Source organism: Variovorax sp. GW822-FHT04A09, from assembly GCF_058801005.1.
In genome coordinates this window covers 333686-348054 of record NZ_JBXAMV010000006.1, presented here as the reverse complement: position 1 = coordinate 348054, position 14369 = coordinate 333686, and the positions used below count along the sequence as shown (strand labels likewise).

The window sequence follows — 14369 nt, the reverse complement described above, 5'->3', positions numbered from 1 at the left end:
GCGCGCCATGAAAACATCGCGGCCTTTTGCCTCCATCCGTGCTCAGCGCGGTGTGTATGCGATCGAGTTCGCTGTTGTGTTCTTGATTTTCTTCGCTGTTCTCTACGGGATCATCTGCTACGGAATTCTCTTTGCCTTTCGATTTGGGCTTCAGAACGCAGCGGAAGATGGGGCGCGCGCCGCACTGCGCTATCAAATCGATCTACCTCGCCGAAAGGCAGAGGCTGATTTCGTGGCGCGCTTCCAGATTAAGGGATGGCTACCCGCAGCAAGCAGCCAACTGGTCGATGTTCAGATCTGCCAGGTTGAGACCAATATCTGTCTCAATCCGCCGTGTCACACAGCGTGGGAGAAAAGGTGCCAGGTCACTGTGACTGTGACTGTGAACGGCATGAAGCAAGTACTGCCGCCACTGGCCAACTTTGCCATCCCTGATGTTCTTGTAGGCAAGGCCAGCATGCTTTTGGACGGGGGAACACTTTGACAAACGCCCATGCTTTTACTCGGCCAGCATGCATGAGTCTCCAGCGCGGCATCGCGGCCGTCGAATTCGCCTTGGTCTTCGGCTTTCTATTTCTCGTGCTCTACGGAATCGCGACGTTCGGCGCTGCGCTTTATACGCAGCAAGTGGTCACGCGTGCCGCAGAAGAAGGTGCTCGCGCCATATCGCTACTTCCTCCTTCGGTCCCTCTCGTCGATGACGATGCCCGGATCAAAGGCGTGGTCTTCAACTCGTTGAAGACCTCCATGATCGCGCCGACAGTCTCTAGCAATTGGATCGAGCAGAAGGTCAACGTACGCATCAGCAAGCAACCGGGGAGCCCAACGGGAATACCGCCGGCACAGGCCACAGTCGTTGTGACTTTTCCCTATGACAGTGTCAGTAGATTGTTGCCCTCATTGCCCCTCGTCGGCAGTTCTCCTGAAAAACTGACGAGCCGAGCTATCGCCGCGCTTCAATCTTCCTGAGGAGCCTCGAATGAACTTCACTCATCGGAGCGCTTCGCACAGTACCGCACATCGAGCCTCAGGCGCATGCCGGAAAAATGGGCAAGCCAGAGGATCTATTCTGGTCAACGCAGCCATCGCGTTGAGCTTGGTGATCATTACTCTGATCGGCACAGAACTGGGCTACCTCTTCTATATGAAGCGGGAGTTTCAGAAAGCTGCCGACCTAGCCGCTCTGGCAGGAGCGCAGCAACTCTCGCCTCTTCCCGCGACCGATATGTGCAAGTTGGCGAAAGATGCCGCTACAGCCAATGCCACCAGCAACTTGCCCGGCGTATCCCTCACGCTGTTGGAATGCGGTAAATGGGCGCCGGGGCTACCTGCGGGGGATCATTTCCTGCCGAGCACTGATCCGAAAGAGCACAACGCGCTACGAGTCACCATTACGAAAGAGCCACCCAAGCTTCTACCGTTCTTCACGGGAAATCGACAGATCAGCGTTAAGGCCGTCGCAGCGCTCGATGCAGCCGTTGCGAACTTTTCCGTTGGCTCTCAACTACTTAGAACGAATGCGAACTCGCCCCTCGGAAAAATACTTCAGGCCGTCGGAGTGAACCCGGAAGTTCTGACCGTTTTGGACTCCAATGGGCTCGCGAAGATCAAGGTCACGCCATCGGGCCTTCTGAAGGACTTGGGTCTGGGTGTCGTTTTGGATGGGGGTGCCCTAACCCCAACAGAACTTGCAAAGCTTCCCCAAGTTACCCTGAGCCAGATTCTCGACCTCTCATTGAACGCTATTGGACAAGACGAGGCCCTTGCCGTGCTAGTCAGAGCGTTGAAAGAAGATCTGATCGATGCGCATCTAGGTCAAGTGAAGTTGAACCTTCTTGGCTCTGACACCGGATCTGGCGGAATCCTGACGCTCAGCACACCAAACAGCACCAACGAGGCAGCGCTGAATACTGAGATCGACCTTGGAATGCTCTTGAAGACCAGCATTGGCATTGCCACAGCCGGTCGGGCCGTATTGATCCCCGGGCTGAAACTGGGCGGTCTTGTCGATGCACAAGCTGGCATCGTCGAACCACCGTCTATCGGCATCGGTGGCATCGGAACCAAGGCCTACAACGCACAAGTTCGCCTTTACTTGAATATCGATACCGACGGTCTCCTAGGAGGACTTCTGTCTCCGATCGTGACCGGCTTGCTGGGCACTCGTGTGCATCTTCCCATCTACATCGATGCCATCAACGGAAATGGAGAACTTACCGGCATGGATTGCCTTGCCTCTCCTCGCAAGGCGACAGTCAAGGTCACATCAAACATTCTCCGCGCCTGTGTCGGAAAAGTTGACGACGCCAGTGTTCGATTTTCTACCAAGAACTTGTGCGAAGACAGTCTTCAGAAGGAGCGATTGATTCAACTTCTCCATCTACCCGTACCTGCGCCGGCCTGGATCAAGATTGATGCATTTTCTCAACAGGAATCCGTGACTTTGGAGGTCGGTCAGGTCGTGTCAACAGCTCCGAACACGCTCAAAGTCGGTACGACGGTCGCCAACCTGATCGACGAGTTGTCCAAAACGTTAGGCCAGCTATTGAGTTTGAGCCCGGAAGCCCCAGCGGACGACAAGGCCCTCGCGCTCGCAAACGCTTACCTCGCTGCAACCCAGAAACCGAACGGCTTCTACGATGCCACCGCCGTTATCAACCTTCTGAAGAATGGAAATCCGGCGACCGGTTCACCCAGCCTCGGAGATTGGCTTCGAACCGTTTGGGTGCCAGACCCATTGCTTGGCGTCATTCCAGTCAAGAAGAATCTGTCTGTATGGCAAGTTCTGGAAGACCAAACGAAGCCGTCTGGTGGTTTGTTGGGCCTGATCGGCCTTGGTCCCTCTTGTGCGGGCCTGCTGCAGGCATTGGCCTGGAACAGCTGCGTAAAAGGCAAGGTACTTGATGCACTCAACTCTGCGCCGGCCGGCGTGATTGACAGCGCCGCCTCGCAAGTTCCAGGTAGCACATCACCAGGAACAGGCGGCGCGACCGGGCTTCTTTCTGTCCTGCTCAGCCCGGTGATTGCACTTCTTCAGCCTCTCCTGGATGGTATCGGGGGATTTCTCTCCAACATTCTCACCAACGTATTGGGTCTTGAACTAGGCCGCACCGATGTCAAGCTGAATGGCCTTCAATGCGCGCGCTCCAAGCTGGTGTATTGACCGACAGCGAATTTCAGCATCAATCTTTCGATGAATCCTGCCTCCAACTTCGACGAACTCGACCTCTTTGTCTGGGAAGGCAAAGCCGACATCCTCGACCGCATTGCGCGGTGCATGGCGAGCTTCGACGTGGAAGTCATCCGGGCCGATGGCCTGCCGCCGCCTCAGCAGGACCGCGGTGTCGCGCTGCGCCCTTCCGTCGCGATCATCAGCGTCACCGTCATCGATGGCGGCGGGCTCCCTCATGCCACCGAGCTGCTGCAAGGCATGCCCGTGATCTGGGTCGCTGCGGCCTCGCGCGAGCGCGATTCGCGCACGTATCCACCCGAGTACCTGCACGTCCTGCCTTATGACTTCACCTGTGCCGAGTTGCGCACGATGGTGGCCAAGCTGGTGCGCCAGCTGCGTGCGCGCGATGTCGCGCCGCAGGCGCCCGACGTGCTGGTGGCGCATTCCGATGCGATGAAAGGGCTGCTCGCCGAAGTGGGCGCCTTTGCGGACTGCAACCATCCGGTGCTGGTGCGCGGCGAGACCGGCGTGGGCAAGGAGCGCATTGCGCAGCAGCTTCACATCGGGCACCAGCAGTACGGCAAGGGCGCGTTCGTGGCGGTGAACTGCGGTGCGATTCCCGATGGGCTGTTCGAGTCGCTGTTCTTCGGCCACACGAAGGGCTCGTTCACCGGTGCCGTGCATGCGCACCGCGGGTACTTCGAGCAGGCCACGGGCGGCACGTTGTTCCTCGACGAGATCGGTGACTTGCCGCGCTACCAGCAGGTCAAGCTGCTGCGCGTGCTCGAAGACAGCGCGGTCACGCGGCTGGGTGCAACGTCGCCGATCCGTGTCGACTTCCGGCTCGTGGCGGCGACGAACCGCAACCTGCGCGAGATGGTGGCGAGCGGCGAGTTTCGGGCCGACCTGTTCTACCGGCTCGCGGTGATCGAGCTGCATGTGCCGAGCCTCGAAGAGCGTGGCGAGATCGACAAGATCGCGATCTTCAAGGCGCTGCTGGCGAACGTGCTCGGCGACGAGCTCGAAGCCTTGGGCGAAACGCCGCACTGGCTCAGCGATGCGGTGGCCGAAACCTACTTTCCCGGCAACGTGCGGCAGCTGCGCAATCTCGCGGAGCGCGTGGGCGTGATCGCGCGGCAGTTGCACAGCTGGGACCAGAACCTGATCCAGCGCGCGATCGCGCTCACGCGCGGCACGCCGGCACCGGCTGCGCTGGCCACCGACCGCAATGGCACGGGGGTCCCGCTCGACGCGAATGGCGACCGCAAGGGCTGGAACAGCAGCGAGCGCAATCGCATCATCGCGGCGCTCGAGATCAACGACTGGAAGCGCCAGGATACGGCGCAGCACCTGGGCATCAGCCGCAAGGTGCTGTGGGAAAAGATGCGCAAGTACCAGATCCTCGACGGCGAGCCCGGCATCCCCGAAGAAACTTAGCTCGCCCCCAGGCTGCGCGGCACTTCGTGTCCGCTTCTCCTTCCCCCTACCGGGGGCAACACCTACGGCCCGGCAAAGCCGGTTCCGTGGTGTTTCGCGAAGGGGCTTCGCTGCGCTTGCCGCTGAAGACTATTGAGTTCCGAGGCGCGTTGACCGGCGCAGCGGCGGGTTCGCAATCGATGCGCCCGGTGCGCGGTCGACCAACGGTTCGCTCGCGCAGGTCGTGTTGCTCGAGATGCACAGCGCGCCCAGCAGGCCGTCTTCGGTCAGGACGTTCCGGCTCGGGGGGCCGAAGATGCGGTCGATCCAGTTGTTGGCGCCGATGGGGTCGATGCGCAGTTCGCCGGTGGTGCGCGCCAGACGCAGTTCCGAAATGCGCAGGTCGAACACGCCGTCGATGTAGTCGAACAGCAGGGTGTAGTAGTCGAGCTGCGCGTCGAGCACCTGGGGCAGGGTCTCGCGGCCGAACTCCATGAGGCGGCGGCGGCCGCGGAAGGCCTGGCCCGAGGTGCTGACAGCTTCCATCAACTGGCGCTCGCGTTCGCGGCCGGCCACGGTGCGGGACCACGACGACGCGGTGAGCTCCATCAGGTTGAGCTTCACGCCCTCCATCTTGGCTTCCTGGTTCGCGACTTCGGCCAGGGCGCCCTTGAGCTTGAGCTGGCGGTCGAAGCCGTTGCCGAAGTTCCAGTTGAGTTCGAAGGCGGCGCGCGTGGGGTCTTGCGGCGACACGCCGCGCGGGTCCTTGCTCTTCACGACGACGGCGTCGAGCGTGGGGTACAGGCTGGCTTCGGTCTGGTCGACCAGCGCGCGTGCACGTGCCACGCGGCCCTGGGCTTCGGCCAGTTCGGTGCTGCGTGCTTCGGCGCGGCGCAGCGCTTCTTCCTGCGAGCCGATGCGCCAGTGCGACGGTGCAGCGAGCACGGGCAGCGATTCAGGCGCGGGCGAGAACTTGAAGTAGTTGCGGAACTTGGCCAGCGCCTCGTCGCGCTGGGCCTCGAAGTCGGACTCGCGCGCAGCGACGAGGGCGCGGCGCGAGGCGGCCATGTTGAGGTCGTTGTCGCCGCTCACGCCGAGCGCCACGCGGCGCGCCTCGGCCTTCGACAGGTCGGCCACGACTTCGGTGGCGCGGTGCGCGATCTGCTTCTTCAGGTCGAAGCGCTGCACCTGCAGGTAGGCGGTGAGCGCGTCGAGCACTACTTTCTGCGACGTGGTGGTAACGGCCTCGTCGTCGGCCTGGTTGCCGAATTCGGCGGCCCGCTGCGCCGCGCTCATGGCGCCGCCATCGATCAGGCTCACGCGCGCTTCGGCGGTGAGCACGGTGTAGTTCTCGCTCTTCGCATCCTTGGCACCGCTGCTGTAGGTGCCCGACGACGTGCCGACCTTGAAGCGCGGGTAGCGCGCCATGCGGGCCGCGTCGACGCCGAAGCTGCTGGTGTTGGCCGCGGCCTGCGCAGTCAGCACTTCGGGGTACTCCTGCGACAGCGCGATGAGCGCCTGCTTCACGCGCTGCGCATAGCTCGCGGCGCCGAGGGACGGTGGCGACAGGCGGCGCGACAGTGCCAGCGCTGCAGGTGGCCCCTCCTGCTCCGGCGACGATTGGGCATACGCGGTGGGCGGCAGCGCCATGCTGACGCACAAGGTCGCGCAGAGCACACCCGGGGCGATGCGCGCGCGCCGGCCCGGCAACACGGGCTTGCTCATGGTTCGCGGAAGGCTTCGCGCCGCAGTTTGAGCACAGGCCGCAGGATGTACCAGATGAACGGATCGGTCCCCACGCGCAGGTCGACTTCGGACTCCATGCCGGCGGTGACGCGGTTTTCCGGCCGTCCCACGTGCGACTGCGACATGCTGATGAGCAGCCGGTAGTACGGCGCGCCGCTGGCAATGGCGGCATCGCGATCGGCGTCGGCCGCCACGAGCTTGACCTTGCCGTCGACGGCGCCGTAGCGCAGGTAGTCGTAGGCGGTGATCTTCACGCGCGCCTCCTGCCCCACTTCGACAAAGCCGCGGTCGTTCGGGTTGAGGCGCGCCTCGACCATGATCTCGTCCTCGTCGGGCACCACCTCCAGGATGGATTCGCCGGGCTTCACGACCCAGCCGGCGCTGGAGCTGCGCAGGCCCTTCACGATGCCGTCGGCCGGCGCCTTCACCACCGTGCGCGAGCGCTGGGTGCGGGCGCGCGCGAGGTCTTCGCTCAGGCTGGCGAACTGGCGCTCGACGGTGGCGAGCTCGTCCGATGCGCGGCGGCGAAAGCGGCCCTCGGCCTCGGCCATCTTGGCCTGCGCCTCGGTGATGGCGGCCTGCGCCGAGATCACGCCCTGGCGCGCCACGGCGAGTTCGCTGCGCACGCCTTCGGCCTGGCGGCGCTTTTCGAGCACCTCGACCTGGCCGACGAGTTTTTCGCTCAGCAGCTGTTCGGAGATCTCCAGCTCTTTCTGCATCAGCGCGAGCCGATCGTTCAGGCCCTTGGCCTTGGCCTGCTGTTCGAGCTGCTTGCTGCGCGCCTGCTCCAGGCCCGACACGGCGCCGGCCATGACGCCGCGCTGTTCGAGCGCGCGCGCCTGGTAGGCGCCGACCTCGCCTTCGAGCACGGCTTCGTCGATGTCGGCATCGAACGAATCGCGCTTGAGCGGCTGGCCGCGGCTCTCGGCAATGAGCCGCACGCGCGTGGCCTGCGTGGCGGCGTAGCGCGCGGTGAGCTCCTCGAAGTTCAGGCCGCTGCCGCCCAGGTCGATCTCGACCAGCGACTGGCCCTGCTTGACCTTGTCGCCTTCTTTCACGAGCACGTTGCTGACGATGCCGCCTTCCAGATGCTGGATCGACTTCACGCGGTCGGAGGGGATCACGCGGCCCGGTGCGACGACGACGGTTTCCATCGGAAAGCCGAGCCCCACAACCGCCAGCACCGCGACCGCGCCACCGATGATCCACTGGCGCCGCCGGCCTTGCGGCGTGGTCTGCGCCGCCTGTTTCTCGCTCTCGCCCTGAAGCACCTGCGGCAAGTCTGGTTTCAAAATCCCGTTCCCCTGTCTCTGTCTGTCAGTCGGTCGATCCGTGTCAACCACGAATCACGCATCGCGTGGCCCTTCTTGCTCACGCCATCGAGCGCGAGGCGGCCGGGACGCCTGCATTGCTGTTGCTGCTGCCGCTGCCGTCGTCGGTGCTGTCGCCCAGCGCCACCAGCGGCTTCTTCACGCCGAAGAGCTTGGGCACCATGACGGCGGCGGAGCCGATTTCCACGTTGCCCTGGCCGGTGACGTGATAGACGGCGGAGGCCGCCGACACGATGCGCAGCGAGTGCGTGACCACGACCACGGTGCGCACCTTGGCCACCGCGAGCATGGTCGCGAGCAGGTTGCGCTCGCTTTGAAAGTCGAGGTCGTTGCTGGGCTCGTCGAGCACCAGCACCGAGGGCTTGCGCAGGAAGCTCATGGCCAGCGCGAGCTTGCGCCGCTCGCCCACCGAGAAGCCGGTGCCGCCCTCGCCCACCACGGTGCGGTAGCCGTCGGGCAGGCGCGAGATGAAGTCGTGCGCGCCCGAGAGCTTGCAGGCCGCGACGATCTGCTCGTCGCTCTGGCCCGGCGCGCCGCGGCGCATGGTGTCGACCAGCGGGCCGCCGAACCAGTACACCTCTTGCGAGAGGTAGCTGATCCAGCGCGACAGCTCTTCGCGGCCGAACTGCGACAGGTCGTACTCGCCGATGCTCACCACGCCGTGCGTGGGCGTGTACAGGCCCGACAGCAGCTTCACCAGCGTCGACTTGCCCGCGCCGTTGCGCCCGACGATCACATGCAGGCCGCCGGGGCCGATGTCGAGGTCGACGTTTTCCAGCACGGGCTGCGGCGCGTCTTCGGTGAAGCTGAAGCTCACGTCTTTCAGCGTGACGCGGCCCAGCGGCTGCGGCAGCGCCATGCCGGTGGGCGCCTTCTCGACCGGCTCGCCGAGCACGGTCTCGAGGCGCTTGGCGGCTTCCTTGGCGGTGGCCAGCGCGCGCCAGTTCGACACGAGCCCGGCCACCGGCTGCAGCGCCTTCAGCGCAAGCATGTTGGAGGCAACGAGGCCGCCCACCGTCATCCACTGCTGCATGACGGCGATGGCGCCGACGGTGACGACGATCACCGAGAACACGGTGAGCAGCACAGTGGTGCCGTCGCGCGCGGTTTCGATCTGGCCGTTCTTGCCGAAGCTCTCGCTGAGCCAGGCGTTGTAGGTCTGCTGCCAGACCTCGATGGTCGGGCCGTCGTTCGACTGCGCCTTGAGCGTCTCGCGCGCATGGCAGATCTCGGAGGTGATGCGATCGAGCCCGCGCCCGCGCAGCACTTCTTCGACGCGGCCGGCGCGCACTTCGTCGGCCCACCACCAAGCCAGGAACGCCATGATGGCCAGGAAGGCCGCCACCACGGGCAGCACCGGCAGCGCGACGATGCCGATCACGATCAGCGCGAAGATCGCCATCGGCAGGTCGAAGATCGATTGCGCGAGCCCGCCGGTGACGGTGCCGCGCACCGCGCCCACGTCGCGAAAGAACAGCTGCCAGGACGAGGCCGGCCGCGCCTCGAGCGCGCGCAGCGGGCGCCCGAGCATGGAGTGCAGCAGCGCGCCCGACACGCCGTGGTCGACGGTGGCGCCCGCGTTGCGCAGCAGGCGCGAACGCCGCGTGCGCAGCCAGAACTCGATGCACAGGAAGAACAGGATGCCGCTCACCAGCGCGGCGAGCGTGGAGACACCGCTGCGCGAGAGCACGCGGTCATACACCTGCAGCAGGAAGATCGAAGGCAGCAGCCCGAACAGGCTGATGGGCAGCGACAGCCAGGCCGCGCTCTTGACGAGCGGGTAGGCCGCGCGAAACGCATCGTTCAGCGCACCGGCATACGGACTGGCGCCGGGGACTTCCGGCCTGTCGGCAACCAGCTGGCTGGGCAAGAGGAACTTGATCATGGAAAAAGACCGATCCGTCGGGCAACGACGCCTGCATCATTATCAACTGTTACCCGACTGTTACAAGGCAAAAATTCGCCTCTGACGCCTCTCAGCATCGGTGGGTGCGAACCTGCGCCGGACCGGTCGTTTCCGCGCCGCGCGCTGCTTGCGGCGCGGCGTTTTCCCTGAGCGTGCAATTCATCGTTTTGTGGGCATGGCTGTGGGTCGCGGTGCGGCCGGACGAGCCCGGCAGGCCTTCGGCAAAAACGAGGGCGATGTTGGCGCACAGCAGCATCAGCAGCACCCAGGCGCACAGCAGCTGCAGCCAGCCCAGCCACCAGCGCCGCGGGGGTACCTCGCGTTCGGATTCATAGGGGATGTGGACCAATGCGTTCCATCTCATGGCAGTGCTTTCAGGACCCGGGCCAGCCGGGAAAGACCGACACCGGCGGAGCTTTTGGCCAGCACCCAGTCGCCTGGTTGCAGCAGCCCGCCGAGTGCGGTGGAGAGGTCGGACACATCGACAAACCAATGGGAGCGGACCTTGGTGCGGATGCGCGTGTGAAGCGCCCGCATCAAAGGTCCGCACAGGAGCACGCGGTCAGGTTGCGACGCCAGCAACTCGGCCTCCAGATCGAGGTGATGGCGTTGCGCCGCGGGCCCCAGCTCCTGCATGTCGCCCAGGATGGCCACCCGGCGCGCAGGCTCGCAGGGGGCTTGTGACAGCAACTCAAGCGCCGCCCGCATCGAACTCGGGTTGGCGTCGTAGGTTTCATCGATCAGCTTGAAGCTTCCGCCGCCGATGTGAATGGTGTGCAGCGCACCGCGTCCGCCCGGCGGCTCGAAGTGCGCAAAGGGTTCGACCGCGGCGGCCAGCGGCAGGCGCAGCGCCTGCAGCGCGGCCAGCGCGGCCACGGCGCTGGCGCCCATGTGGCGGCCCGGCGCGTTCAGGCGCAGCTGGAAGGGCTCGCCGGCCACCTCGGCCTGCACCTCGCCGTGGTCGAAGGCGAGCAGGCGCACGTCGGCGTCCTTGTGCTCGCCGTAGGTCACGATCTGCAGCTGGTGCGCCATCGCGGCTTCGGCGAAGGTGGCGAACTCGGGCATGTCGCGGTTGAGCACCACGCGGTCGCCCGCGGCCATGGCCTGGAACATGCGGCAATCGAGCCGCGCGGCGGCCTCCGACGGGCCGCGGTGTTTCTGCGACGCGGCCGACAGCCCCGTCACCACGATGAGCGAAGGCCGCATCAGCTGCGCCGAGGCCGGCATGTGCGAGGTACCCATTTCGAGCACCCAGTAGGCGGCATGGCGCGGCATGCAGGTGAGGTTCCACGCGATGCCCGACGGCAGGCTGATGTTGCCTTCGGGCTGCGCCACCTCGCCCCACACGGTGAGCGCGCTGGCCAGCATGGCGGCCACGGTGCTGCTGCCCGCGCCGCTGCCCAGCACGCCGCACACGCGGCCGGTGAACTCGGTGCGCGCGTGGTCGCCCAGCTCGAGCACGGCCTGCAGCACGTTGGCCACCTGCAGCACGGGCACGCGCTTGTCCAGGTGCGGCTTGGGGTCGGTGCACAGCACGGCCGCAGCCGGCTGCAGCACGCCCTTGAGCGTGACGGCGGCCAGCGGCGTCTTCGAGGGCCGGGCCTGGTGTTCGAACACGACGCGGCCCTTGCGCATGAAGGTGCGCTGGGTCACGCCGGTGGCGCGCCAGCCGTCCTCGGGCTTGACCACCCATTCGCCGCCGGTCACGCGCGCCATCTCGCTGGCCGTCCAGACCGCGCCGTCGTCGCGCACGCCGCCACCACCGCCCCCGGGGCCCGCGCCGCCGGGCTGGCTGCGCCGGTCCAGCAGGTAGCGGTGGTAGGCCGCGAAGCCGGTCACGTACTGCTCGACGTCGTCGATGCGCACGCGGAACGAGTGGTGCCGCACGAAGAAGGCGCCGACGACCGTGGACGGCCGGCGGAAGTACATCGCCATCTCGGGCCAGAAGAAACCGTTGAGCAGGTAGTGCGCGCGGTAGTCGAGCGCGCGGTAGAACTTCTCGGTGTCCAGCTCGTCGAGCAGATGCCGCATGGCGGGCATGCTCTCCAGCCGCTGCAGCATCTGCTGCGCCGCCAGCATGAGGCTGAGCAGCGTGGGAAAGGTGGTCTTGCGGTCGAGCACGAAGTCCAGGTAGCCCGCCACGTTCTGCAGCCCGAAGCGGAAGTAGCGCTCCTGCGGGCTCCACTGCGTGAGCTCGTTCACGCAGCCGCTGAGCCAGTGGTCGTGCGACTGCCAGTGCTGGCTCGCAATGAAGTGGTCGAAGGCTTTCTCGACCGCGGCCAGCCAGCGCGGATCGCGCGTGAGGCCGTACAGGCGCATGAGGCCGAAGGCCGCCTCGCCGTCGTAGAAGATGACGCGCGAGGCCTGCTTGAGCGACAGGTCAGCCGCGTGCAGCACGTGGTCGAAGCGTCCGCTGGCCGGGTCCTGCAGCGCCACGATGCCCAGTGCGAGCTTCTCCAGCAGCGGCAGCCAGTGGCGCGTTTCCATCAGCTCGCAGTAGCGCACGAACATGCGCACGCAGGCCGCGTTGCCGCCCAGGCGGATCTCGCCGCCGGTGTCGACCAGGTAGGCGACTTCGCGGCCGTCGGGCAGCGTGTAGTCGCGGATCAGCGCGTCGGTGAGGTGGTCGATGGCGCGGTCGATGGCCGCGCGCAGCGTGTCGTCGCGCGTGAGCTCCCAGGCCTCGAGCATGGCGTGCACGGTGCCGGCATGGCGCATCGCGTCGTAGGTCGGAATGCGGCGGTCGAAGCACGGAAAGTAGCCGTACACGAACAGGCCGTCGCTTTGCATCTGGCGCGCCAGGTACGACGAGCCGCTGCGCACCAGCTCGAGCACCGCCTGCGGGTTGAGCGCCGGCAGCTGGCGGCGGCCCGCGTCGAGCCCCGTGCCCACGAGCTTGTGCACCACGCCGTCGGGCTGGCAGAACACGCCCACCGTGGCCAGCAGGTACACGGTGCGCTCCGACGACTCTTCCAGCGGCAGCGTGCGCTCGAAGCGGGCCTGCGCATAGACGTCGAAGTTGCGCACGTTCACCACCGAATGCGCGATGGTCGAATCGCCGCACAGCATGGCGTTGGCGTTGAGTTCCTGCTCGGTGAAGGCGAAGCCGAAGTCCTGGTCGAAAGCCAGGCCGAGCCGGAAGTAGTTGCGCTTGACCGCGGTGAGCTGGGTCTTGAACTGCGTCCAGTCCATGGGACTGGCGCCCTCGACCCAGTCGATGCGCAGCCAGGGCGAGACGATGCCGCGCTCGCGCACCCATCGCTCGACGAGGTCGGCGCCTTCGCGCCAGGCGGTCTCGAAGTCGTCGGCCCGCGCATGCACGACGTGCGCACGCTGGGAGCCGTCGCTCACCGAGAAGAAGAGCGTGAAGGCCGGGTACGGGGCAGGCAACGCCGCGCACACGGACACCAGGCGCTCGTGGCAGGCGTGGAGCTGGTCTGAGAAGGACATCATTCGGCCCCGGTCGAATGCGGGCGAAGGCCGGTCGCGTCCGTCATCTGCTCTCGCTTGAATGACGTGATCGCGGACCGGAAGCCGCCCGTGAAATCATCGCGTGCTCCCGATTCAGCGGTAGCTGAACTCGGCGCGACGATTGAGCTGATGGCCCTCCTCGGTGGTGGCAAGCGATGCGGGCTTTTCAATGCCCCAGCTGACGGCTTCGATGCGTTCGCCCGGCACGCCCATCTGCGTGAGCATGCGTTGCACGGCCTCGGCGCGGCGCTGGCCGAGCGCGAGGTTGTACTCGCGGCCGCCGCGCAGGTCGGTGTGGCCTTCGATCACGACCCGGCTCGCCGGCCGGTTGCGCATGTAGCCCGCGTGCGCCTCGACGATGCTGCGGTCGCCGGCCCGGACGTCGTATCGGTCGAAGTCGAAGTAGACGATCTTGGCCGGTGTGTTCGGCGGCGGCGGCGGGGGTGCCGGCTCCACCTTGGGCACTTCGCGCACGCTCTTGTTGGAGTAGTAGTAGGTCGCGTCGTCGCGACCGCCCTTGGGAGGCACACCGCAGGCAGCGAGGCTTGCGCCCATTGCCACGAGGGCCAGTATCCGGAAATTCTTGTTCATGACGGTCCTTTCGCGGGACGGGCCGCTGACGGCCCGTCCCTGTCTGCTTGCTATCGAGGTTTCCCTTCCTCCTTCTTCGTGTCCTTGGATCAGCCCAGCAGGCCGTGCAGGATGTTCGTCACGGGTGCCAGGGCACCGCCGGCCGGGCTCTGGTCGAGCAGGCTGGTGATCGGGGTGAGCACGTTGTCGAGCACCGGGGCCACCGTGTGTTCGACGGTGTCCAGCACACCGGTCACGACCGCGGCCACCGGGGCTGCCGGGGTGCCGGCGAGGATGTCGGTCACCGGTTCGACTGCGTTGGTCACGGTTTCGACCACCGTCGAGACCACCGAGCCGGCCGAGCCGTCGAGGATGCTCGTCACCGGTTCCAGGATGCCGGCCACCGGTTCGGCGCCACCCGTCAGGCCACCGAGCAGGCCGCCCACGAGGCCATCGGCACCGAGCAGGCTGCCGACCAGGCCGTCGTCACCGAGGACGCCGCCGAGCAGACCGCCTTCGCCGCCGCCGAGGACGCCGCCCAGGAGGCCGCCGTCACCGCCGAGGACCCCACCGAGCAGGCCGTCGTCGCCCAGCACGCCGTCGAGCAGGCCACCAGCGTCGCCGCCGGTCACACCACCGAGGACACCGCCCAGCAGGCCGTCGTCACCGAGGACGCCGTCGAGCAGGCCGCCGGCGTCGCCACCGGTCACACCGCCGAGGACACCGCCCAGCAGGCCGTCGTCACCGAGGATGCCGT

General features: G+C 65.9%; 10 protein-coding genes and 1 pseudogene. 4 read left to right on the top strand and 7 right to left on the bottom strand.

Annotation, left to right across the window (positions count from 1 at the left end; translation table 11 throughout):
• The first annotated feature begins 7 nt into the window (after positions 1 to 7).
• Genes AC1RLW_RS27160 through AC1RLW_RS27145 form a run of 4 tightly spaced genes read left to right on the top strand, consistent with a single transcriptional unit; the run spans position 8 to position 4609 of the window.
• Positions 8 to 484: a TadE/TadG family type IV pilus assembly protein gene (locus AC1RLW_RS27160; protein ID WP_493195758.1), complete on the top strand. Its 477-nt coding sequence runs from the start codon at positions 8 to 10 to the stop codon at positions 482 to 484.
• Positions 485 to 516: 32 nt separating this feature from the next.
• On the top strand, positions 517 to 969 hold the full coding sequence (locus AC1RLW_RS27155; protein ID WP_493195757.1) for a TadE/TadG family type IV pilus assembly protein: 453 nt from the start codon (positions 517 to 519) through the stop codon (positions 967 to 969).
• 10 nt (positions 970 to 979) lie between these two features.
• Positions 980 to 3163, top strand: a complete 2184-nt coding sequence (locus AC1RLW_RS27150) for a TadG family pilus assembly protein (protein WP_493195756.1) — start codon at positions 980 to 982, stop codon at positions 3161 to 3163.
• Positions 3164 to 3193: 30 nt separating this feature from the next.
• Positions 3194 to 4609 carry a sigma 54-interacting transcriptional regulator gene (locus tag AC1RLW_RS27145; protein WP_493195755.1) on the top strand — a complete coding sequence of 472 codons (1416 nt, stop codon included), beginning with the start codon at positions 3194 to 3196 and terminating at the stop codon, positions 4607 to 4609.
• Between the two features lie 129 nt (positions 4610 to 4738).
• Here AC1RLW_RS27145 and AC1RLW_RS27140 read toward each other — a convergent pair whose 3' ends face one another.
• The 7 genes and pseudogenes from AC1RLW_RS27140 to AC1RLW_RS27110 form a co-directional block, all read right to left on the bottom strand.
• Positions 4739 to 6313 (bottom strand): TolC family protein, encoded by a 1575-nt coding sequence (locus AC1RLW_RS27140; protein ID WP_493195754.1) that lies wholly within the window; start codon positions 6311 to 6313, stop codon positions 4739 to 4741.
• Positions 6310 to 7605 carry an HlyD family type I secretion periplasmic adaptor subunit gene (locus AC1RLW_RS27135; RefSeq protein ID WP_493195787.1) on the bottom strand — a complete coding sequence of 432 codons (1296 nt, stop codon included), beginning with the start codon at positions 7603 to 7605 and terminating at the stop codon, positions 6310 to 6312. The genes AC1RLW_RS27140 and AC1RLW_RS27135 overlap by 4 nt, the downstream gene beginning before the upstream one ends.
• Before the next feature lie 100 nt (positions 7606 to 7705).
• On the bottom strand, positions 7706 to 9550 hold the full coding sequence (locus tag AC1RLW_RS27130; RefSeq protein ID WP_390348642.1) for a peptidase domain-containing ABC transporter: 1845 nt from the start codon (positions 9548 to 9550) through the stop codon (positions 7706 to 7708).
• 91 nt (positions 9551 to 9641) lie between these two features.
• Positions 9642 to 9920, bottom strand: coding sequence for a hypothetical protein (locus AC1RLW_RS27125; RefSeq protein ID WP_492686559.1), 279 nt, complete (start codon positions 9918 to 9920; stop codon positions 9642 to 9644).
• An 11-nt stretch (positions 9921 to 9931) separates the two neighbouring features.
• Positions 9932 to 13024, bottom strand: coding sequence for a glutamate ligase domain-containing protein (locus tag AC1RLW_RS27120; RefSeq protein WP_493195753.1), 3093 nt, complete (start codon positions 13022 to 13024; stop codon positions 9932 to 9934).
• A 111-nt stretch (positions 13025 to 13135) separates the two neighbouring features.
• Entirely contained in the window at positions 13136 to 13633 is a 498-nt protein-coding gene (locus AC1RLW_RS27115; RefSeq protein ID WP_492686558.1) for an OmpA family protein, read from the bottom strand.
• An 89-nt stretch (positions 13634 to 13722) separates the two neighbouring features.
• Positions 13723 to 14369: pseudogene (locus AC1RLW_RS27110) on the bottom strand (hypothetical protein); the annotation flags it as partial.

What these genes read in the sequence shown, in the direction of transcription:
- AC1RLW_RS27160 (WP_493195758.1), top strand. Translation starts at nt 8, where the DNA reads ATGAAAACATCGCGGCCTTTTGCCTCCATCCGTGCTCAGCGCGGTGTG.
- AC1RLW_RS27155 (WP_493195757.1), top strand. Translation starts at nt 517, where the DNA reads ATGAGTCTCCAGCGCGGCATCGCGGCCGTCGAATTCGCCTTGGTCTTC.
- AC1RLW_RS27150 (WP_493195756.1), top strand. Translation starts at nt 980, where the DNA reads ATGAACTTCACTCATCGGAGCGCTTCGCACAGTACCGCACATCGAGCC.
- AC1RLW_RS27145 (WP_493195755.1), top strand. Translation starts at nt 3,194, where the DNA reads ATGAATCCTGCCTCCAACTTCGACGAACTCGACCTCTTTGTCTGGGAA.
- AC1RLW_RS27140 (WP_493195754.1), bottom strand. Translation starts at nt 6,313, where the DNA reads ATGAGCAAGCCCGTGTTGCCGGGCCGGCGCGCGCGCATCGCCCCGGGT.
- AC1RLW_RS27130 (WP_390348642.1), bottom strand. Translation starts at nt 9,550, where the DNA reads ATGATCAAGTTCCTCTTGCCCAGCCAGCTGGTTGCCGACAGGCCGGAA.
- AC1RLW_RS27120 (WP_493195753.1), bottom strand. Translation starts at nt 13,024, where the DNA reads ATGATGTCCTTCTCAGACCAGCTCCACGCCTGCCACGAGCGCCTGGTG.
- AC1RLW_RS27115 (WP_492686558.1), bottom strand. Translation starts at nt 13,633, where the DNA reads ATGAACAAGAATTTCCGGATACTGGCCCTCGTGGCAATGGGCGCAAGC.